Consider the following 19,923-nt stretch of genomic DNA (forward strand, 5'->3'; position numbering starts at 1 on the left):
AGTGATACTGGAGCGCTGTGAACGGCAAGATCAACACGCCGGCCGGCAAAAGGGGGATGTACATATGCAGGACCATTTTATGGATATAAAAAATACGCAGGAGCTTCTGAGCATGGCCCGCACAGGCCTGTGGGTGATCGAGATGGACCAGGACAGAGCGCCTCGGATGTACAGCGACAAGGCCATGCTGGAACTGCTGGGATTAAAAGAGATGCCGTCCCCGGAGGAATGTTATGAACTGTGGTATGGACGGATCGATCCGGCATACTGCCCCATGATACAGTCCGGTGTGGAAAAGATGATCAGGAATGAGCGGGCTGAGGTGCAGTATCCCTGGGAGCATCCCGTTCTGGGCCGTATCTATGTGCGGTGCGGAGGAGTCCGGGACCTGAGTTACCAGGGGGGAGTGTGCCTTCGCGGGTATCATCAGAACATCACGGACACGGTCATGTTAAAGGACAAGGCCCGGCTTCGTGACAATGTGCTGTCCAATCTGTGCCAGTGCTATTATTCCATCTATCTTTTTGACCTGGACCACGATACGGAGGAAGCAATCTGGCAGGAGACATGGATAGAAAAATCCAGGGAGTTTCCCAAGGGGAGTCTGAAGCTATATTATGAAAAGTTTATACAGGGCCATGTTTGCCATGAGGACCAGGAGAAGATGCGCAGGGCCGGAAGCCCTGAGTTCCTGCGAATGACCTTATCCAGAGATCATCCCGTATATGACATTGACTTCAGAAGGCAGTATCCGGAGGGGGTCCAGTGGGTCAGATCACGTTTCAGCGTTGCTGAGATGGAGGGAAGCCGGGTCGCCAAGGTGATTTTTGCAAACATGAACATCCACGACCAAAAGATGATGGAGATGAAACAGGAGGAGGAGAAACGGAATGCCCTGATGGCCGCATATGAGGCGGCCCAGTATGCAAATGAGGCAAAAAGCAATTTCCTGGCCCAGATGTCCCACGATATCCGCACCCCCATGAATGCCATTGTGGGTATGACCTCCATCGCCCTGGCCCAGGTGAATGATCCGGGGCGTGTAAAGGACTGCCTGAAGAAGATATCCATGTCCAGCAGCCATCTTTTAAACCTGATCGATGAGGTGTTGGATATGTCTAAGATCGAGAAAGGAAAGATGGAACTGTCCAGGACCCCTTTCTGTCTGCGCCGCCTTCTGTGTGAGGTGGAAACCATTATTTGTCCAGAGGCGGAAAAGAAAAAGCAAAGCCTGACAGTGGACGGGGGACAGCTCATGCACGACCGGCTCATAGGGGACAGCGGACGGCTGCGCCAGGTACTGTTAAACCTGCTGTCCAATGCAGTCAAATATACCCCGGAAGGCGGAAGGGTGGAGCTTACGGCAAAGGAGGTGACGGAACGCTCGCCGGGATCCGGGACCTTTGTGTTTATAGTGGAGGATAACGGGATCGGAATGTCCGAGGATTTCCGGGATTACGTGTTTGTCCCTTTTATGCGGGAAAATGACGATAGTGCCGCCGCTGTCCAGGGAACGGGTCTGGGCATGTCCATTGCCCAGGGGATCGTAAATGCAATGAACGGCAGTATCCAGGTGGAGACCCAGAAAAACAGAGGGAGCCGTTTTACGGTCACCCTTTCCATGGAACTGGATGGGGAGGAACACATGGCGGGAGATCCGGGGCATGGTGCAGTCTCAGGGCTTCTGCGCAAGGTATCCCAAAAGACCGTCCGCCTGCTGGTGGCCGAGGACAATGAACTGAACATGGAGATCGTGCATACCATTTTGTCCGAAGCCGGATTCCTTGTGGAGGAGGCCTGCAACGGGCAGGAGGCGCTGGACCTGTTTGAGTCGTCTGCCGAGGGCTATTACCAGGCTGTCCTGATGGACCTGCAGATGCCTGTGATGGACGGCTATACGGCGGCCAGACGGATACGAAACAGTTCCCATCCCCAGTCGGAGGAGATTCCCATCATTGCCCTGACCGCCAATGCGTTTGCCGAGGACATGGCGAAGGCCCTGTCCGCAGGCATGAATGACCATGTTTCAAAGCCCATTGATTATGACCGTCTGTTTGCTGCCCTGAACCAATATATTCCCTGATTTGCATTTTTCCCTATTCTCATGTATAATAGGCTGGAGTACGGGAACGTACATATCAGATTTAAAGATTGACAGGTGAAGTGTGTGGGGCAGAAGTATGCCAATATTATCATAGATATTTCCCACGAAAGTGTGGACAGGACCTTCCAGTACAGGATTCCGCAGGAACTGGAGGACCGCATTCAGGTGGGGCATCAGGTATATATTCCCTTTGGGCAGGGCAACCGGCAGCGCAAGGGGTATGTGGTGGGCCTGACGGACCAGGCGGAGTTTGATGAGAATAAGCTGAAGGATGTGGCTGGGATTGTGCAGGGAAGCGTGACTGCGGAATCCCAGCTTATTTGGCTGGCATGGTGGATGAAGGAACGGTATGGTTCCACCATGAACCAGGCATTAAGGACCGTGCTTCCGGTGAAGCAGAAGGTAAAGGAGGCGCCCCGGCGCAGGATACGCTGCCTTTTGGATCCCCAGGGGCTGGAACAGGCAGCTGCACAGGCCAGGCAGAAGAACCATAAGGCCAGGCTCAGGCTTTTAGAAGCCCTTAAGGATTCAAGCATCATACCATATGAGGAGGCCGCAGGGCGCTTAAACCTTACTGCGGCTGTCATAAAACCCCTGGAGGAGGCCGGTGTCATTGCGGTGGAGGTGGTGGAGCGTTACAGGAACCCGCTGCTGGAAATGCAGAGACTGGCCGGAGCGGATTCTCCTGTATTTGCAGACCAGGCCCCGCCCTTAAACCAGGTCCAGCGTCAGATTGCGGATTCCATTATCCAGGATTACCGGGAGGGGATAAGAAAGACCTATCTGATCCACGGTATTACGGGAAGCGGCAAGACCGAGGTCTATATGGAACTGATCAGCCATGTGCTTTCGGCAGGGCGTCAGGTCATTGTGCTCATACCTGAGATATCCCTTACATGGCAGACCGTAATGCGGTTTTACAATCGGTTCGGCAACCGCGTGTCGGTGATGAACTCACGCATGTCGGCCGGGGAGCGGTATGATCAGTATGAAAGGGCCAGAACAGGGGATATTGATATTATGATCGGTCCCCGTTCCGCCCTGTTTGCCCCTTTTTCCGATCTGGGTCTGATCATCATTGACGAGGAACATGAGAATGCGTACAGAAGTGAATTGTCCCCCCGCTATGATGCCAGAGAGGCAGCCTCCGTGCGTGCGGAAGCCAACGGAGCATCCCTTGTGCTGGGATCGGCCACACCGTCCCTGGAATCCTACACAAAGGCTTTGAGAGGGGAATACACCCTGTTTACCATGAAGGAGCGGGCCAAGACAAAGGCAAGGCTTTCCCAGGTGGAGATCGTGGACCTGAGAGAGGAGCTGAGGGCCGGGAACCGTTCCATATTCAGCCGCCGCCTTCAGGAACTGATCCAGGAGCGGCTGTCAAACAGGGAGCAGATCATGCTGTTTATCAACCGCAGGGGGTATGCCAACTTTGTGTCCTGCCGCGCCTGCGGTGAAGCGCTTAAGTGCCCTCACTGTGATGTGACCCTGACCCTGCACAGGGACGGACGCATGATGTGCCATTACTGCGGCTACACCATACAGCAGCCTGGGGAGTGCCCTGCCTGCGGTTCCCGGTATATTGCGCCCTTTGGCACCGGAACCCAGAAGATCGAGACCATGGCCGGGGAACTGTTTCCCGGCGCCAGGATCCTGCGCATGGACACGGACACCACATCCAAAAAGGGAGGTCATCAGGAGATCCTCTCCGCCTTTGCCAGGGGAGATGCAGACATCCTCATCGGTACACAGATGATCGTAAAGGGCCATGACTTTCCCAAGGTGACCCTGGTGGGAGCGCTGGCAGCGGATCTGTCCCTGTATGCATCGGATTACAGGTGCGGGGAACAGACCTTTGAACTCCTGACCCAGGCAGCCGGGAGGGCCGGGAGGGGAAACCTTCCGGGCAATGTTATCATACAGACCTATCAGCCGGACCATTATTGTATCGTGACCGCTGCCAGCCAGGATTACGAGGCATTTTACGGTCAGGAGATGGCATACAGAAGGCTTCTTGGGTATCCGCCGGCCGTGGCCCTGCTCACCATCCAGATGGCCTGTCCCAGGGAGGATGTGCTGGAGCGGACCGCCTCAGAGACCGCCCGCTGGGTGGAGGAGAGGGCAGGGAGCGCCATGGAGGGCTTTAAGCTCATCGGCCCGGTGAATGCGCCTGTATACAAAGTTAATGATATTTATAGAAAAATTTTATATATAAAGCACGAAAATTATGATATACTGATACAGATTAGGAAAATGGCGGAACTGCGCCTTAAGGAGGCGGAGGGCCGTTTTGGACTGACAGTACAATATGATTTAACGTGACAGAACATAATAAAGGAGATTGAGACCACGATGGCAGTTCGACAGATAAGGGTTATGGGAGACGAGATTTTAACAAAGAAGTGCAAACCTGTGAAGGAGATGACCGGGCGTACCATGGATTTGATTGAGGATATGTTCGAGACCATGTATGAGGCCAATGGCTGCGGCCTGGCCGCACCTCAGGTGGGCGTGCTGAAGCGGATCTTTGTGGTGGACGTGGATGACGGCAACCAGTATGTGATGATCAACCCTGAGATCATTGCCCAGGAGGGGGAACAGACCGGTTATGAGGGCTGCCTGAGCCTGCCGGGCAAGTCAGGTATCGTGACACGCCCAAACTATGTAAAGATGCGGGCGCTGAATGAGAATATGGAGCCGGTGGAAGTGGAGGGAGAAGGTCTTCTGGCCAGAGCCCTCTGCCATGAGTATGCCCATCTGGAAGGCCAGATGTATGTGGAGCTGGTGGAAGGGGAACTGGTGGACACCAACCCGGAGACCGGCGAGGAGATCATTGAGGAATAGGAGTGGGAAGATGCGCATTGTTTTTATGGGAACACCTGACTTTTCCGTGCCCACCTTAAAGGCACTGGTAGAGGCAGGCCATGATGTGGCTGCAGTGGTGACCCAGCCTGACAAACCAAAGGGCAGGGGAAAAGAGATGCAGATGACGCCGGTGAAGATCCAGGCGCTGGAATATAAGATACCGGTGTACCAGCCGGTGAAGGTAAGGGATGAGTCCTTTGTAAAGGTTTTGCGGGAGATGGAGGCGGATGTCTTTGTGGTCATAGCCTTTGGCCAGATTCTTCCCAAATCCGTCCTGGACCTGCCGAGGCTTGGATGTGTGAATATCCATGCCTCCCTGCTTCCCAAGTACCGGGGAGCGGCGCCGATCCAGTGGTGTGTGATCGATGGGGAGAAGGAAACCGGCATAACCACCATGATGATGGATGTGGGGCTGGATACCGGCGATATGCTGGAGAAGGTGGTGATCCCCATTGACAGGGATGAGACAGGGGGAAGCCTCCATGATAAGCTGAGCCTGGCTGGCGGGAAACTGATCCTGTCCACCCTTAAGAAGATGGAGGAGGGAACCATAGTCCGCACCCCCCAGACGGAGGAGGGAACCTGTTACGCCAAAATGCTTACCAAATCCCTGGGAGATATTGACTGGGAGAAGAGCGCGGTGTCCATAGAGCGTCTGATCCGCGGACTGAATCCATGGCCCAGCGCATATACCATGTGGAATGGAAAAACCATTAAGATATGGTCCGCAGATGTACTTGGGAAAGACGAGGAAGAGGGGATTGCCCACAGCGTTCCATCCCTTGACAGTGCTCCCCGCGGTACGGTGGTATGTTCCGGCAAGCGGTCCCTGGTGGTTAAGACCGGCGAAGGCCTGCTGTCCATAAAGGAACTTCAGATGGAGGGAAAGAAGCGCATGGATGTGGATGCGTTCCTGCGGGGGTATCCTGTCCCTGAAGGGGATATACTGACAAGGAAAACTGAGTAGCATGGAAGCATACTTGAATGCACAACTGAATGCACAATTGAAAGAGAGTGATGAATAACTATGTATTATCCATTTTTTTATGATTCAACCTATATTCTGGTTCTGATCGGCGTAGTCATATCCATGATAGCCTCCGCCAAGCTGAACTCCACCTATCAGAGGTATTCCTCCGTGCGCAGCATGTGCGGTCTTACAGGCGCCGAGGTGGCCCAGAAGCTTTTGAACAACCAGGGTATCTATGATGTGACCGTGCGCCGTGTGGCGGGCAATCTTACGGACCACTACGACCCCAGGACAAAGACTGTGAACCTGTCGGATTCCGTATACGGTTCCACCTCCATTGCAGCAATCGGCGTGGCGGCCCATGAGTGCGGCCATGCCATGCAGGATGCCAGCGACTATTCGCCCTTAAGGATCAGGGCAGCCCTGGTGCCTGCCGCCAATCTGGGCTCCAGCCTGGCCTGGCCCCTGATTCTCATCGGCCTGCTGCTTGGGGGAGGCGGTTCCACCCTTGCCGGCATCGGTATCCTGTTGTTTTCACTGGCAGTGCTGTTCCAGCTGGTCACTCTGCCGGTGGAATATAATGCTTCACACAGGGCAGTGACCCTGCTGGATTCCACCGGGATCCTGTCCGGACAGGAAGTGGGGCAGACCAGGAGCGTGCTGAGCGCGGCGGCCCTTACCTATGTGGCGGCAGCTGCGGCATCCATTCTTCAGCTCCTGAGGCTTCTTATGATTTTTGGCAATCGAAGAAATGACTAATACCTGGAGAGGACATAAGAGGAATGGCTAAGATATCGGACCGCGGACTTGAAAACAGGGAGATCGTACTGGATATACTGACAGAGGTACTGGAAAGGGGGAGTTTTGTCCACCTTGTACTGAACCAGGCTTTGCAGAAGTACCAGTACCTGGACAAGCCGGACCGTGCCTTTATCACACGGGTCACCGAGGGCACGCTGGAATATCTTCTGCAGATCGACCATATCATTAACAGGTATTCAAAGACCAAGACAGAAAAGATGAAACCGCTGATCCGCAATCTTTTAAGGATGAGCGTGTACCAGATCCTGTATATGGACAGGGTGCCGGATTCCGCCGCCTGCAATGAGGCGGTGAAGCTGGCGGTAAAGCGGCATTTTTCAGGCCTGAAAGGCTTTGTCAACGGCGTGCTCCGGACTGTTTCCAGGGAAAAGGATTCCCTGGTGTTTGATACGCCGTCCCTGGCCTACAGCATCCCTCAGTGGATGTATGACATGTGGGAAAAGGAATATGGAAGGGAAAAGGCGGGGGCAATTGCCGCCTCTTTTCTTAGGGACGGACCCACCTGGGTGCGCTGCAATCTCAGCAGGGCGTCCAGGAAGGAGATCCTGGAATCCCTGGCATCCCAGGGGGTGGCTGTGACAGGACTTTCCTGGCTGGAATCCATGATATCCATATCAGGTTATGATTATCTGGAAAGCCTGGAAAGCTTTCGGAACGGATGGATCCAGGTTCAGGATGTGACCTCTGCCCTGGTAAGCGAACTTGCTGATCCGAAGGAGGGGGATTACATCATTGATGTGTGTGCTGCTCCGGGAGGAAAAAGCCTTCACCTGGCTGACAAGCTAAAGGGTACGGGCATGGTGGAGGCCAGGGATCTGAGCGAGCAGAAGGTGGCCATGATAGAGGAAAATATGGCCCGCTTTGGCGCCCCCAACATAAAGGCGGTGGTTTGGGATGCCCTGGTGACGGATGAAGATGCCAGGGAAAAGGCGGATATCGTTATCGCGGACCTTCCCTGCTCAGGCCTTGGGATCATTGGGAAAAAGCCTGACATCAAATACAACATGACCATGGAAAAGATGGCTGAACTGGCCTCCCTTCAGAGGGAGATCCTTGCCGCTTCATGGGAGTATGTGAAGCCGGGCGGAACCCTTGTGTACAGCACCTGCACCATTGACACAAAGGAGAACGAGGAGAATGCCAGATGGCTTTTAAGCCGCTTCCCGCTGGAGCCGGTGGATCTGACAAACCGGGTGGGGAATGCCTTTGACGAGCCATCGCTGAAGGAAGGAATGATCCAGTTTCTTCCGGGGATCCATCCCTTTGATGGATTTTTCATCAGCGTGTTCAGGCGAAAATAGAGAATCAGGAGTATGTTATGCTGGATTTAACGGATTTTAAAGGCCGGAAAGATATAAAGTCCATGACATTGGAAGAGGTGTCAGAGGAGATGGCAGCCCTGGGAGAGAAATCTTTCAGGGCAAAACAGATTTATGACTGGATCCATGTGAAGCTGGTGGAATCCTTTGAGGATATGAGCAGCTTATCCAAGGAACTGCGGCAGAAGCTGAAGGAGCATTACAGTCTGACAAACCTGCGTATTGTGGAAGAACGGGTATCACAGATCGATGGAACCAGGAAATATTTATTCGGTCTGGAGGACGGCAATATCATAGAGAGCGTCTGGATGCAGTACCATCACGGCAATTCCGTTTGCATTTCCTCCCAGGTGGGGTGCAGGATGGGATGCCGTTTCTGCGCCTCCACCCTGGATGGCCTGGAACGGAACCTGCGGGCATCGGAGATGCTTGACCAGATCTACAGGATACAGTCGGTCACGGGGCAGAGGGTTTCCAACGTGGTGGTGATGGGTTCCGGAGAACCCTTTGACAACTATGACAATGTGATCCGTTTTCTGTACCTGATCTCCCATGAAAAGGGCCTGAATATCAGCCAGAGGAACCTGACGTTGTCCACCTGCGGCATTGTACCGGGAATCAGGCGGTTTGCCGAGGAAGGACTGGGGGTCACACTGGCCCTGTCCCTTCACGCGCCCAATGATGAGGTCCGCCGGACGCTGATGCCCATTGCCAACAGCTACCAATTGAAGGATGTGCTGGAAGCATGCCGTTATTACCATGAGAAGACAGGACGAAGGCTTACCTTTGAGTACAGCCTGGTCCGGGGGGTCAATGACAACCTGGATGAAGCCAGGGCATTGGCAAGGCTGATCAGGGATCAGCACGGCCATGTGAACCTGATCCCCGTAAACCCCATCAAGGAGAGGGACTATGTCCAGTCAGGGCAGAAGGCCATTGCCGAGTTTAAAAATCTCCTTGAAAAAAGCGGGATAAATGTTACTATTAGAAGAGAAATGGGCCGGGATATAGGCGGAGCCTGCGGCCAGCTGCGAAAGAGCTATATGGAAGGAGAGGAGTAACCATGGAAGCATATGCATTAACGGACATAGGCCAGGTAAGATCCATGAATCAGGATTATATCTATTCCTCACCGGAGATGGTGGGCTCACTGCCTAATCTGTTTTTGGTGGCGGACGGAATGGGCGGTCATAAGGCCGGAGATTACGCTTCACGGTTTGCGGTGGAGAATCTGGTCATCTATATCAACAGGGCAGGGAAAGGCTCTCCCGTCATGCAGTTAAAGATGGGAATTGAGGAAGTGAACGAAAGGCTGTACGAGGAATCCCTGAAACGGGAAGAATTAAAGGGCATGGGCTGTACCCTGGTGGCCGGCGTGGTGGAGGACGGAACTCTTTACGTGGCCAATGTGGGGGACAGCCGCCTGTACCTGATCCAGGCAGGCGCCATACGGCAGGTGACCAGGGACCATTCTTATGTGGAAGAGATGGTGGCCATGGGCCAGATGCGCAGGGGCAGTGTGGATTACAACAGCCGCAAGAATATCATAACAAGAGCCATGGGAATCGGCAGGAGTGTGGAACCTGATTTCTTTGAGGTGGATCTGGAGGAAGGGGATTATATCCTTCTCTGTTCCGATGGTCTGAGCAATATGGTGGATGACGATACCATCTGCAGTATTGTTACCGGTCCGGGAAGCCTGAAGGAAAAGGCTTCACGCCTGATCAGGGAAGCAAACCGGCAGGGAGGAATTGACAATATCGCAGTGGTGCTTGTGAATCCCCTGGGAAGGGAGGCGGGCACATGTTAAATCCTGGTACATATCTTCAGAACCGTTATGAGATCCTGGAACGGATTGGTTCCGGCGGAATGTCTGTGGTGTATAAAGCCCAGTGCCATACCCTGAACCGTCCGGTGGCCATCAAGGTATTAAAAGAAGAATTTGCCTTTGACGATAATTTTGTCAGCAAGTTCAAGATGGAAGCACAGGCGGCCGCCCGACTGTCACACCCCAACATTGTCAGTGTCTATGATGTAGTGGATGAGGATGTGCTTCACTATATTGTTATGGAGCTGATCGAGGGGATCACCCTTAAGAATTATATAGAGAAAAAGGGGCACCTGGAGAGCAAGGAAGCGATTGGGATCGCCATCCAGGTAGGACAGGGGATCGCGGCAGCCCATGAACAGCATATCATCCACCGGGATATCAAACCCCAGAACATGATCATATCCAGGGACGGCAAGGTAAAAGTGGCTGATTTTGGAATTGCCAGGGCTGTTTCTACACAAACTATGAATGCCACGGCCGTGGGGTCTGTCCACTATATTTCACCGGAACAGGCCAGGGGAGGTTACTGCGATGAGCGCAGCGATATCTATTCCTTTGGCATTACCATGTATGAGATGGTTACAGGCAAGGTTCCCTTTGAGGGGGATAATACGGTTACAGTTGCACTGGCCCACCTGGAGGAGCCTGTAAGACGTCCCAGTGAGCTGGTACCTGATCTGTCCCATGCCCTGGAGCAGATCATTCTCAAGTGTACCCAGAAGCGCCCGGACCGCCGCTACTCTAATGTGCTGGATGTGATCGGGGACCTGAGAAAGGCGCTGATGAACCCGGACTGCGATATCTATGACCTGGAAGAGGGAGATGAGCTTGGAAAAACCAGATCCATTTCCAGGGAAGAACTGATCAACATGCAGGAGAGCCGGAAGGCGGGGCGGGAGAATGAACGGTCCGAGGAGGAGTTAAAGGATGATGTACCCAAACCTGTTTCCCGCGAAAAGGGCAAGCGCCGCGGGAACGGCCATCTGTCATCCAGAAAGAATCCTGAGAAGGATGTGAGCACTCAGTTTGAGCGCATTATCACGGGGATCGGCATAGTGGCCGCCATTCTGATCGTAGCAGTGGTGCTGTTTGTGTTCTCCCGGCTGACAGGCTTGTTCCGGGCAGGCACCAGTGAAAAGCCCACGGTGACCGTGAGCACGGAGGCGGCCACCGAAAGCGTGGAAGTGAATATAACCAACAATCAGACCTACGTCCCCTCTGTTCTGAAAATGACAGAGGAAAAGGCAAGGGAGGAACTGGAAAAAGCCGGTCTGAAGATGGAAGTGACGGGAACGGACTTTTCCGACAATGTTGCAGAGGGCCTTGTGATGTCCCAGGTGTTCGATAAAGACGTTGTCCTGGAAAAGGGAAGCGTGGTGGGCGTAACCCTGAGCAAGGGCAGTGACAAAGTGGATCTGGGCGAACTGAACCTTACGGTGCTGACCGCTGATAATGCCGCAAAGCTTCTGGAGGAAAAGGGGCTTACGGTGGAGATCAAGGAAGAGTTCAGCAACACGGCTGCAGCGGGTGCTGTTTTACGGTTCAGCCCGGAAACCGCGAAGGTGGGGGAGAGCGTGACCCTGTTTGTCAGCAAGGGAATACAGGTTGTACAGGGAATGGTTCCTGAATTAAGGGGACAGAACCAGACAGCCGCGGATGCCATGCTGGCAGCGGCAGGACTCCTTCCGGGGGATGTGACCCAGGAACACAGCGATACGGTGGCCGAGGGACTGATCATCAGCCAGGCAGTGGATGCCGGAACCATGCTGGAGCCGGGGGCTGCTGTGGACTATGTGGTAAGCGGTGAGCCGGATCTGTCACAGGCGGAATCGGACCAGTACTATGTGGCGTCCATTGACCAGACCTGCTCCCTGAGTAATTATATCGGTCCGGCGTCCCAGACCAGCAGTGTCAGGGTCATGGTCCGGTTAAAACAGACCATGCCCAACGGGGAGGAGATCTATACACCCCTGATCAAAGAACGGCTGGTGGTAGGCGCCCAGACCATACCTGTGGTGATCCCAAGGATCAGAGGTGCTTACGGCGTGGACAGCGGTATTGTGGAAGTGGTAGATGCAGGAAGTGCGAATTTAACAGTAATAGCGTCCTATCCGGTTACATTTTTCCCGGTGGGATAAGAGGAGTGTATGACAGGTAAGATCATTAAGGGAATTGCCGGTTTTTACTATGTACACAATGGTAAGGACCGTATTTATGAGTGTAAGGCCAAGGGCGTGTTCCGCAATAGGAAGATCAAGCCCCTGGTAGGAGATAATGTGGAATTTTCCGTGCTGGACCAGGAGGCGGGGGAGGGCAATATTGACGTGATCCTTCCCCGGTCCAATGCGCTGGTGCGCCCGGCTGCGGCCAATGTGGACCAGGCGCTGGTGGTATTTGCCCTGACCCATCCCGCCCCCAACCTGAACCTGCTGGACCGGTTTTTGGTGATGATGGGGATCCAGGAAGTACCTGTGATCATATGTTTTAACAAGGTGGATCTGGGGGATGAGGACCTGGTGGAGACTTACAGGAAGATCTATGAAACGGCCGGATACCGGGTGGCTTTTATCAGCACCTATGAGGAGACCGGCCTGGAACAGGTGAGAAAAATCCTCAGAGGAAAAACCACGGTGCTGGCCGGACCTTCTGGCGTGGGAAAATCCTCACTGACCAATTGCATCCAGCCGTGTGCGGCTATGGAGACAGGGGATATCAGCCAGAAGATCGAGAGGGGAAAGCATACCACCCGCCACTGCGAATTGTTCTATGTGGAGGAGGATACGTACATGATGGATACCCCTGGATTCAGTTCCATGTTCACGCCTGATCTGGAGGCCGGGGATCTGAAGGATTATTTCCCTGAGTTTTCAGTCTATGAGGATGGCTGTAAGTTTCTTGGCTGTGTCCATGTGGGCGAAAGGGTGTGCGGCGTAAAGGAAGCGCTGAAAGCAGGCGGCCTCAGCCAAAGCAGGTATGACAATTATCTCTTGATGTATGAAGAACTGAAGAATAAGAGGAGGTACTGATCATGTACTATAAATTAGCGCCATCGATTCTGGCGGCGGATTTTTGCAATCTTGGCCTGGAGGTGTCCACAGTTGCTCAGGCAGGAGCGGAATACATCCATCTGGATGTGATGGACGGGGCCTTTGTGCCCAGCATATCCTTTGGAATGCCTGTGCTCAAAAGCCTGCGCCCCTGTACAGAGGCGGCGTTTGACGTGCATATGATGGTGGAAGACCCGGGCAGATACGTGGCGGACATGAAGGCCTGCGGCGCGGACATTATCACGGTCCATGCAGAAGCCTGCACCCATCTTGACCGGGTGGTGAACCAGATCAGGGAGCAGGGGTGCAGGGCGGGAGTTGCCCTGAACCCGGCAACGCCCATCCATGTGCTGGACTGTGTCCTGGATCAGCTGGATATGGTGCTGATCATGACCGTGAACCCGGGATTCGGCGGGCAGAAATTCATTCCCTACACGCTGGACAAGGTGCGTTCCCTTCGGGAAAGAATTAACCGTTTGGGGCTGAAGACCGACATCCAGGTGGACGGAGGAGTCAGCGCAGCCAATGTGCGGGGGATCATGGAAGCGGGAGCCAACGTATTCGTGGCAGGTTCCGCTGTGTTTGGCGGGGACGCTGCTGCAAAGACAAAAGAATTTATAGAGATATTTGAAGGATATGGGTCATGAAGCGATGTCTGATTGTCACCGGCGGCAAGCTGGATCTGTCTTTTGCCGGTTGTTTTTTAGAACAGGAAGTTTTTGATAAGGTCATAGCTGTGGATGCCGGGCTGGAGGCGGTGAAGGCGCTGGGCCTGGAACCGGATATGATCGTGGGGGATTTTGACACGGTAAAGCCTGAGATCCTGGAATACTACAGAAGCCGGGAGCATATCATCTGGGATACCCACCAGCCTGAGAAGGATGAGACCGATACGGAACTGGCCCTTCTCAAAGCCCAGGCCATTGGCTGTACCCAGATCGTGATCCTGGGAGCCACAGGCGGGCGTATGGATCACATGCTGGGGAACCTCCACCTTTTATACCCCTGCCTGCAAAAGGGAATCGAGGCATATATCCTGGACCGGCAGAACAGGATGTACCTCATTGACGGGGAACATACCTTCCGGAGCAGTGAACTGTGGGGAAAGTATATTTCCTTCCTGCCTTTGACGGAACAGGTAAACGGGATTACCCTTACCGGATTTAAGTATCCGCTTTATTTAAAGGATATTGAGATCGGGACCAGCCTGTGTATCAGCAATGAGCTGGAGGGGGAGGAAGGCGGCATCACATTTACAGACGGCGTTCTGATTGTGGTGGAATCCCACGACTGACCGGCTGGCGGCCTTCTGCGGTTCCGTGCGGTTCCGTCTGGTGACTGGCCTGGTTAAATTCAATAAAACTGGATATTTAAAACACTCCACTTCGGTGATAAGATAGGACAGGATCATGAAATAACCCCTTTGGGGTACAAGGAGTGAGAGAGTATGAAGACAAATCAGGTTACAACTGCCGGCTATGCGGGAGAGGAATCAAATCATTTATACAAAGTGGCCCTTACCGGGTTGTTTGCCGCATTATCCTATGTGGTGTTTACCTTTTTGCAGATCAAGATCACCCTTCCGGGAGGAGATGCCACATCCATCCACCTGGGAAACGCGGTCTGCGTATTGGGCGCCTTGATTATGGGCGGACTGTACGGCGGCCTGGGAGGCGCGATCGGGATGACCATTGGGGATCTGTTTGATCCGGTGTATGTGGTGTATGCGCCTAAGACATTTATCCTGAAGCTGTGTATCGGCCTGATCACCGGCCTGGTGGCGCACCGGATCGGAAAGATCAACGAGACCGGTGATAAGAAGCGGATCTTCCGTTTTGTTGTGGCAGCCTCTGTGTGCGGACTGTTGTTTAATGTGATATTTGACCCGCTGGTGGGGTATTATTATAAGCTGCTGATCTTGGGTAAGCCTGCGGCACAGCTCACACTGGCCTGGAACGTCACCGCATCCTCCATCAATGCGGTGACCTCCACCATTGCGGCGGCAGCCATATACATGCCACTGCGCAGCGCCCTCAAGCGGGCAGGCCTGTTTGAACGGCTCCGGTAGGACCTTTGTGCCTGCCAACGGACAGGAATGAAGCAGCTTCCATAAGACAGGAGAATAACATGAGCGAATACCGTCAAAAAAAAATAGCTATGATCAATGATTTATCGGGATATGGCCGCTGTTCACTGACAGTGGCTATTCCCATTATATCTGCCATGAAAGTGCAGTGCTGTCCCGTTCCCACCTCCATCCTTTCCAATCACACAGGGTTTCCTGTGTGTTTTTTCGATGATTACACGGAGAAAATGCCATCCTATATAGAAAAATGGAAAGAACTGGATCTGTCCTTTGACGGGATCGTCAGCGGATTTCTGGGATCCGAAGCCCAGATCGCCATTGTAATGGATATGATCCGGAAGTTTGGAGGGGAGGAGACCAGGGTGATCATAGACCCCATCATGGGGGATCACGGTCAGACCTATGCCACCTTTACCCCATCCATGTGCAGACGGATGAAGGACCTTGTTTCCATGGGCGATATTGTAACCCCCAACCTGACCGAGGCATGTATCCTCACCGGAAGACCCTTTAGAAAAAAGGGATGGACCAGGGAGGAACTTAAGACCATGGCGGCGGACATCCAGGCCATGGGGCCGGAGTCCGTGGTCATAACCGGCGTGAACCAGGGCGGGTATCTTGTGAACGTGGTGGCGGAGGGAAGGCGTGAAGTCACATTTCCTAAAACCATCCGCGTAGGGCAGGAGCGCCCCGGCACAGGGGATGTGTTCTCCTCTGTGGTGGCCGCTGCCGCTGTCAGGGGATGGGATCTGGAAGAGGGGGTCCGCCTGGCCGCATCCTTTGTAAAAAAATGTATCAGGCGTTCCGAGGAACTGGACATCCCTGCGGCAAACGGCGTGTGTTTTGAGGAACTGCTGGATGTGCTGGTCCGGGCGGTCCACCAGGGATAAAGAAATAGAAGAGAGGCGCCGCGTGAAAACAGTATGCCCAAGGCAGTAAACTGTGGTACCGGCCGGAAAAACAGAAAAATAGGGCTTTTATTTCCTGGTAAAATGTTATATACTCTTTAACAGTACAGGAATACCTGTCCGGTGCGCATCCAAGTACCCTGTGGGACAGGTGATTACATCAAGGAAATCCAGGAGGAATACCATGTTAGATTTAAGGTTTGTAAGAGAAAACCCGGACATTGTCAGACAGAACATTAAGAATAAATTCCAGGACAGCAAGCTGCCTCTGGTGGACGAAGTGATCGCTCTGGATGCAGAGTTCCGCAGTGCCCAGAAGGAGGCGGATGACCTTCGCGCCAGCCGCAACAAGCTTTCCAAGGAGATCGGTAAACTTATGGGCCAGGGAAAGAAGGAGGAGGCCGAGGCTGTCAAGGCACAGGTAAGCGCCAACTCTGAGCGGCTGGCCGAATTGGAGACAAAAGAGGGGGAACTGTCTGAGCAGATTTTAAAGATCATGATGACGATCCCCAATATCATAGATCCCAGCGTTCCCATTGGCAAGGATGACAGTGAGAACGTGGAGGTGGAGCGTTTTGGCGAGCCTGTGGTTCCGGATTTTGAGATCCCTTACCATACGGAGATCATGGAGCGCTTTAACGGAATCGATCTGGACGCTGCAAGAAGGGTGGCCGGTAATGGGTTCTATTATCTCATGGGTGACATTGCAAGGCTGCACTCCTCTGTGATCTCCTATGCCAGGGATTTCATGATCAACCGCGGCTTTACCTACTGTGTGCCTCCTTTCATGATCCGCAGCAATGTTGTCACAGGCGTGATGAGTTTTGCGGAGATGGATGCCATGATGTACAAGATAGAGGGAGAGGACCTGTATCTGATCGGCACCAGTGAACATTCCATGATCGGTAAATTTATTGACACCATCACCCCCGAGGAGCAGCTGCCTCAGACACTGACCAGCTATTCCCCGTGTTTCCGCAAGGAGAAGGGCGCCCACGGCATTGAGGAGAGGGGTGTTTACAGGATCCACCAGTTTGAGAAGCAGGAGATGATCGTTGTGTGCAAGCCTGAGGAAAGCCCCATGTGGTATGACAGGCTGTGGCAGAATACTGTGGATCTGTTCCGCTCCCTGGATATTCCGGTGCGTACATTGGAATGCTGCTCCGGTGACCTGGCCGACCTGAAGGTCAAGTCCGTGGATGTGGAGGCATGGTCCCCAAGACAGAAGAAGTACTTTGAGGTGGGAAGCTGTTCTAATCTGGGAGATGCCCAGGCCCGCCGCTTAAAGATCCGTGTCCAGGGCGAGGATGGAAGCAAATATCTGGCCCACACCCTGAATAATACCGTGGTTGCCCCTCCGCGTATGCTCATTGCTTTTTTGGAGAACAACCTGCAGGCTGACGGCAGCGTGAAGATTCCGGAAGTACTTCGTCCATATATGGGCGGAATGGAAGTCATGGTTCCTGTGAAGTAAGGTCTTGAAACCTGCATCAATTTTAAAAAGACTGGTTTGCATGTTGTTATGCAGGCCAGTTCCTTTTATAATAGATCTATAATAAAAGAGAAGGAGAGTGCGGTATGATTACATTTAACCATTTTAACTTTAATGTTCTGGATCTGGAAAAAAGCCTTGCATTTTATAAAGAGGCCCTGGGACTTGAGCCGGTGAGGGAAAAGAATGCGGATGATGGTTCCTTTAAACTGGTGTATCTGGGGGATGGGGTAACGGGATTTAACCTGGAGCTGACCTGGTTAAGGGATAGGAAAGAGCCTTATAACCTGGGAGAATGCGAGTTCCATCTGGCGTTTCACGTAGACGAATTTGATGAGATCCACAAGCATCATGAAGAGATGGGCTGTATCTGCTATGAGAACCCGGGCATGGGCATTTATTTTATCGCGGATCCGGATGGCTACTGGGTGGAGATCGTCCCTGCAAAGAGATAATATGGTACATGAAGACGTGTTGGATCCCGTGTCCCAAACACGCTCCCGGAGGAAATTCAAATGGAAGAATTGGCAATGCTGCTTTTGAGCCTGAAGATGGTTAAGTATGCCGTGGCCACGGTCGTGGTTTTACTCTGTATCCTTGCGTACTGGATGATATTTAAAAAGGCAGGGGAAGCCGGCTGGAAGGCATTGATCCCTGTTTACAGCACCTATATAGAATATAAGCTGACATGGAGCGGGAAGATGTTCGGCCTGCTGGCGGTATTTGCCGTCATAGCAGTGGCTTTTCAGCATGTAGGAGGACTGGGGATCATAGTCTTTTTGGCTGCAAGCGTAGGCATGGTCGTCATGCGGGTCATTGCCTGTATCAAACTGTCGGTTTCCTTTGGGCACGGCGCCTGGTTTGGTGTGGGGCTGGTATTCCTTAACTTCATCTTTCTCCTTGTGCTTGCCTTTGACGGTTCAGAGTATATCGGACCAGAGGGAAGAAGAACGGTGATTTAGCTGCTTCAGACAATAGAAGAGGGAGGCTTTTGCCCCCCCTCTTTTTTGCCCGGTATGTCAGGGCAAAAATTAATTCCCGCTGTATTTCTCCTCGCAGTACTGGCACCGGTATGTCTCTGTCTTTTCATCGGCCAGATAGAAGATATGGGGAAGTTCCTGCTCAATGGATGTGATGCATCTTGGATTCTTGCACTGGACCACATTGGTGATCTTGTGGGGAAGCCTTAATGCTCTTTTCTCCACGATCTTATCATTCTTGATAATGTTCACTGTGATCGTGTGGTCGATATAGCCCAGCACCTTTAAGTCCACGGTGTCCAGTCCGCCTTCGATCTTGATGATGTCCTTGCGGCCCATCTTGTTGCTGCGGGCATTCTTGATGATCGCCACCTGACACTCCAGCTTGTCCAGCCCCAGGTGATAGTAGATGTCCAGGCTCTTTCCGGCCTCAATGTGGTCCAGGACAATGCCTTCTTTTAATCCGCTGATATTTAACATGGCTTTTCCACCTCCAGTAATCTCATGATCAGGGCCATACGCACATATACGCCGTACCGGGCCTGCTTAAAGTAAGCAGCTCTTGGGTCGTCATCCACTTCCACGGAAATTTCATTTACCCTGGGAAGGGGATGGAGTACATACATGTCTTCCTTGGCCAGCTTCATTTTCTTCTTGTCCAGGATATAGCAGTCCTTTAATCTTATATAATCCTCCTCGTTGAAGAAACGCTCCTTCTGAACACGCGTCATGTAAAGGATGTCCAGGCAGCCGATGGCCTCGTCCAGATTGCCCACTTCCTCAAACTCCACATTGTTTGCAATCAGAACATCTTCGCGGATGTTGTCAGGAACCCGGAGTTCAGGAGGAGATATCAATATGAATTTGATGTTGGGGTAACGGACCATGGCATGGATGAGAGAGTGTACCGTACGGCCGAACTTTAAATCGCCGCAAAGGCCAATGGTCAGGTTGTCAAGGCGTCCCTTCATGGAACGGATGGTCATAAGATCTGTTAAGGTCTGTGTGGGATGCTGATGCCCGCCGTCACCCGCATTGATGACCGGAATCTCGGCCTTCTGGGCTGCAACGAATGCGGAACCTTCTTTGGGATGGCGCATCGCACAGATATCAGCGTAACATGAAATCATGCGGATGGTATCGGCAACACTTTCACCCTTGGCAGCAGAACTGGAATCAGCAGATGAAAAACCTAATACATTACCGCCAAGTGAAAGCATAGCGGCTTCAAAACTTAAACGCGTTCTTGTACTTGGCTCATAGAAAAGAGTTGCCAGCTTTTTTCCATCGCATACGTGGGCGTACTGGGGAAGATTCTGCTCAATGTCCCTTGCAAGAGCCAGAAGGTCATCGATTTCTTCCACAGAGAAGTCTAAGGGATTCAATAAATGTCTCATGGGATTCTCCTTTGCCTTTATGAATTTATTAATAAAATTGATTTTGGGAAATACTTCGCACTCTACCAGTGCGATAGCCGGAACCTGCCAGATATGGCACTG

The 19,923-nt window shown here is 52.7% G+C and carries 19 protein-coding genes; 17 read left to right on the forward strand and 2 right to left on the reverse strand.

What is annotated here, in order from left to right; genetic code table 11:
• Nucleotides 1-64 precede the first annotated feature (64 nt).
• From CLFS41_RS13315 to CLFS41_RS13395, 17 genes are all read left to right on the forward strand, one after another.
• On the forward strand, nucleotides 65-2,083 hold the full coding sequence (locus CLFS41_RS13315; protein WP_007858167.1) for an ATP-binding protein: 2,019 nt from the start codon (nucleotides 65-67) through the stop codon (nucleotides 2,081-2,083).
• An 84-nt stretch (nucleotides 2,084-2,167) separates the two neighbouring features.
• Entirely contained in the window at nucleotides 2,168-4,426 is a 2,259-nt protein-coding gene (gene priA / locus CLFS41_RS13320; protein WP_045092534.1) for a primosomal protein N', read from the forward strand.
• Between the two features lie 30 nt (nucleotides 4,427-4,456).
• Nucleotides 4,457-4,948: a peptide deformylase gene (gene def, locus CLFS41_RS13325; RefSeq protein ID WP_007858165.1), complete on the forward strand. Its 492-nt coding sequence runs from the start codon at nucleotides 4,457-4,459 to the stop codon at nucleotides 4,946-4,948.
• Nucleotides 4,949-4,958: 10 nt separating this feature from the next.
• A complete protein-coding gene (gene fmt / locus CLFS41_RS13330; protein WP_045092535.1) occupies nucleotides 4,959-5,936 on the forward strand; it encodes a methionyl-tRNA formyltransferase in 978 nt (325 codons plus the stop codon).
• Between the two features lie 60 nt (nucleotides 5,937-5,996).
• The gene (locus CLFS41_RS13335) at nucleotides 5,997-6,698 is read left to right on the forward strand and encodes a zinc metallopeptidase (RefSeq protein ID WP_007858163.1); all 702 of its coding nucleotides are present in this window, start codon (nucleotides 5,997-5,999) and stop codon (nucleotides 6,696-6,698) included.
• A 23-nt stretch (nucleotides 6,699-6,721) separates the two neighbouring features.
• A complete protein-coding gene (rsmB, locus tag CLFS41_RS13340) occupies nucleotides 6,722-8,062 on the forward strand; it encodes a 16S rRNA (cytosine(967)-C(5))-methyltransferase RsmB (protein ID WP_045092536.1) in 1,341 nt (446 codons plus the stop codon).
• A 17-nt stretch (nucleotides 8,063-8,079) separates the two neighbouring features.
• A complete protein-coding gene (gene rlmN, locus CLFS41_RS13345; RefSeq protein WP_007858161.1) occupies nucleotides 8,080-9,141 on the forward strand; it encodes a 23S rRNA (adenine(2503)-C(2))-methyltransferase RlmN in 1,062 nt (353 codons plus the stop codon).
• Nucleotides 9,142-9,143: 2 nt separating this feature from the next.
• Entirely contained in the window at nucleotides 9,144-9,890 is a 747-nt protein-coding gene (locus CLFS41_RS13350) for a Stp1/IreP family PP2C-type Ser/Thr phosphatase (RefSeq protein WP_007858160.1), read from the forward strand.
• Nucleotides 9,884-12,049, forward strand: coding sequence for a Stk1 family PASTA domain-containing Ser/Thr kinase (pknB, locus tag CLFS41_RS13355; protein ID WP_007858159.1), 2,166 nt, complete (start codon nucleotides 9,884-9,886; stop codon nucleotides 12,047-12,049). The genes CLFS41_RS13350 and pknB overlap by 7 nt, the downstream gene beginning before the upstream one ends.
• Nucleotides 12,050-12,058: 9 nt before the next feature.
• Entirely contained in the window at nucleotides 12,059-12,937 is an 879-nt protein-coding gene (rsgA, locus tag CLFS41_RS13360) for a ribosome small subunit-dependent GTPase A (RefSeq protein WP_045092537.1), read from the forward strand.
• A 2-nt stretch (nucleotides 12,938-12,939) separates the two neighbouring features.
• Nucleotides 12,940-13,605, forward strand: coding sequence for a ribulose-phosphate 3-epimerase (rpe, locus tag CLFS41_RS13365; RefSeq protein ID WP_045092538.1), 666 nt, complete (start codon nucleotides 12,940-12,942; stop codon nucleotides 13,603-13,605).
• Nucleotides 13,602-14,252: a thiamine diphosphokinase gene (locus CLFS41_RS13370; RefSeq protein WP_007858156.1), complete on the forward strand. Its 651-nt coding sequence runs from the start codon at nucleotides 13,602-13,604 to the stop codon at nucleotides 14,250-14,252. Before rpe ends, CLFS41_RS13370 begins: the two co-directional genes overlap by 4 nt.
• A gap of 153 nt (nucleotides 14,253-14,405) precedes the next feature.
• Entirely contained in the window at nucleotides 14,406-15,026 is a 621-nt protein-coding gene (locus CLFS41_RS13375; protein WP_045092539.1) for an ECF transporter S component, read from the forward strand.
• 59 nt (nucleotides 15,027-15,085) lie between these two features.
• Nucleotides 15,086-15,934, forward strand: a complete 849-nt coding sequence (locus tag CLFS41_RS13380; protein WP_045092540.1) for a pyridoxamine kinase — start codon at nucleotides 15,086-15,088, stop codon at nucleotides 15,932-15,934.
• Between the two features lie 202 nt (nucleotides 15,935-16,136).
• A complete protein-coding gene (serS, locus tag CLFS41_RS13385) occupies nucleotides 16,137-17,426 on the forward strand; it encodes a serine--tRNA ligase (protein WP_007858153.1) in 1,290 nt (429 codons plus the stop codon).
• Nucleotides 17,427-17,530: 104 nt separating this feature from the next.
• Nucleotides 17,531-17,899 carry a VOC family protein gene (locus CLFS41_RS13390; RefSeq protein WP_007858152.1) on the forward strand — a complete coding sequence of 123 codons (369 nt, stop codon included), beginning with the start codon at nucleotides 17,531-17,533 and terminating at the stop codon, nucleotides 17,897-17,899.
• 60 nt (nucleotides 17,900-17,959) lie between these two features.
• Nucleotides 17,960-18,406: a DUF5684 domain-containing protein gene (locus CLFS41_RS13395; RefSeq protein ID WP_045092541.1), complete on the forward strand. Its 447-nt coding sequence runs from the start codon at nucleotides 17,960-17,962 to the stop codon at nucleotides 18,404-18,406.
• A gap of 69 nt (nucleotides 18,407-18,475) precedes the next feature.
• Here the strand turns inward: CLFS41_RS13395 and CLFS41_RS13400 are convergent, their stop codons facing one another.
• Together CLFS41_RS13400 and pyrB are read right to left on the reverse strand one after the other, a co-directional pair.
• On the reverse strand, nucleotides 18,476-18,904 hold the full coding sequence (locus CLFS41_RS13400) for an aspartate carbamoyltransferase regulatory subunit (protein WP_007858148.1): 429 nt from the start codon (nucleotides 18,902-18,904) through the stop codon (nucleotides 18,476-18,478).
• Complete coding sequence (gene pyrB, locus CLFS41_RS13405; RefSeq protein ID WP_007858146.1) at nucleotides 18,898-19,821, reverse strand: aspartate carbamoyltransferase; 924 nt, start codon at nucleotides 19,819-19,821, stop codon at nucleotides 18,898-18,900. The genes CLFS41_RS13400 and pyrB overlap by 7 nt, the downstream gene beginning before the upstream one ends.
• Nucleotides 19,822-19,923: the final 102 nt, after the last annotated feature.

This window comes from Clostridium sp. FS41, from assembly GCF_000954015.1.
Classification (GTDB): domain Bacteria; phylum Bacillota; class Clostridia; order Lachnospirales; family Lachnospiraceae; genus Enterocloster; species Enterocloster citroniae.

Bases quoted from the DNA above. Each gene is read 5' to 3' on its own strand.
- CLFS41_RS13315 (WP_007858167.1), top strand. From the start codon at position 65: ATGCAGGACCATTTTATGGATATAAAAAATACGCAGGAGCTTCTGAGC.
- def (WP_007858165.1), top strand. From the start codon at position 4,457: ATGGCAGTTCGACAGATAAGGGTTATGGGAGACGAGATTTTAACAAAG.
- fmt (WP_045092535.1), top strand. From the start codon at position 4,959: ATGCGCATTGTTTTTATGGGAACACCTGACTTTTCCGTGCCCACCTTA.
- CLFS41_RS13335 (WP_007858163.1), top strand. From the start codon at position 5,997: ATGTATTATCCATTTTTTTATGATTCAACCTATATTCTGGTTCTGATC.
- rsmB (WP_045092536.1), top strand. From the start codon at position 6,722: ATGGCTAAGATATCGGACCGCGGACTTGAAAACAGGGAGATCGTACTG.
- rlmN (WP_007858161.1), top strand. From the start codon at position 8,080: ATGCTGGATTTAACGGATTTTAAAGGCCGGAAAGATATAAAGTCCATG.
- CLFS41_RS13350 (WP_007858160.1), top strand. From the start codon at position 9,144: ATGGAAGCATATGCATTAACGGACATAGGCCAGGTAAGATCCATGAAT.
- pknB (WP_007858159.1), top strand. From the start codon at position 9,884: ATGTTAAATCCTGGTACATATCTTCAGAACCGTTATGAGATCCTGGAA.
- rsgA (WP_045092537.1), top strand. From the start codon at position 12,059: ATGACAGGTAAGATCATTAAGGGAATTGCCGGTTTTTACTATGTACAC.
- rpe (WP_045092538.1), top strand. From the start codon at position 12,940: ATGTACTATAAATTAGCGCCATCGATTCTGGCGGCGGATTTTTGCAAT.
- CLFS41_RS13370 (WP_007858156.1), top strand. From the start codon at position 13,602: ATGAAGCGATGTCTGATTGTCACCGGCGGCAAGCTGGATCTGTCTTTT.
- CLFS41_RS13375 (WP_045092539.1), top strand. From the start codon at position 14,406: ATGAAGACAAATCAGGTTACAACTGCCGGCTATGCGGGAGAGGAATCA.
- CLFS41_RS13380 (WP_045092540.1), top strand. From the start codon at position 15,086: ATGAGCGAATACCGTCAAAAAAAAATAGCTATGATCAATGATTTATCG.
- serS (WP_007858153.1), top strand. From the start codon at position 16,137: ATGTTAGATTTAAGGTTTGTAAGAGAAAACCCGGACATTGTCAGACAG.
- CLFS41_RS13390 (WP_007858152.1), top strand. From the start codon at position 17,531: ATGATTACATTTAACCATTTTAACTTTAATGTTCTGGATCTGGAAAAA.
- CLFS41_RS13395 (WP_045092541.1), top strand. From the start codon at position 17,960: ATGGAAGAATTGGCAATGCTGCTTTTGAGCCTGAAGATGGTTAAGTAT.
- CLFS41_RS13400 (WP_007858148.1), bottom strand. From the start codon at position 18,904: ATGTTAAATATCAGCGGATTAAAAGAAGGCATTGTCCTGGACCACATT.
- pyrB (WP_007858146.1), bottom strand. From the start codon at position 19,821: ATGAGACATTTATTGAATCCCTTAGACTTCTCTGTGGAAGAAATCGAT.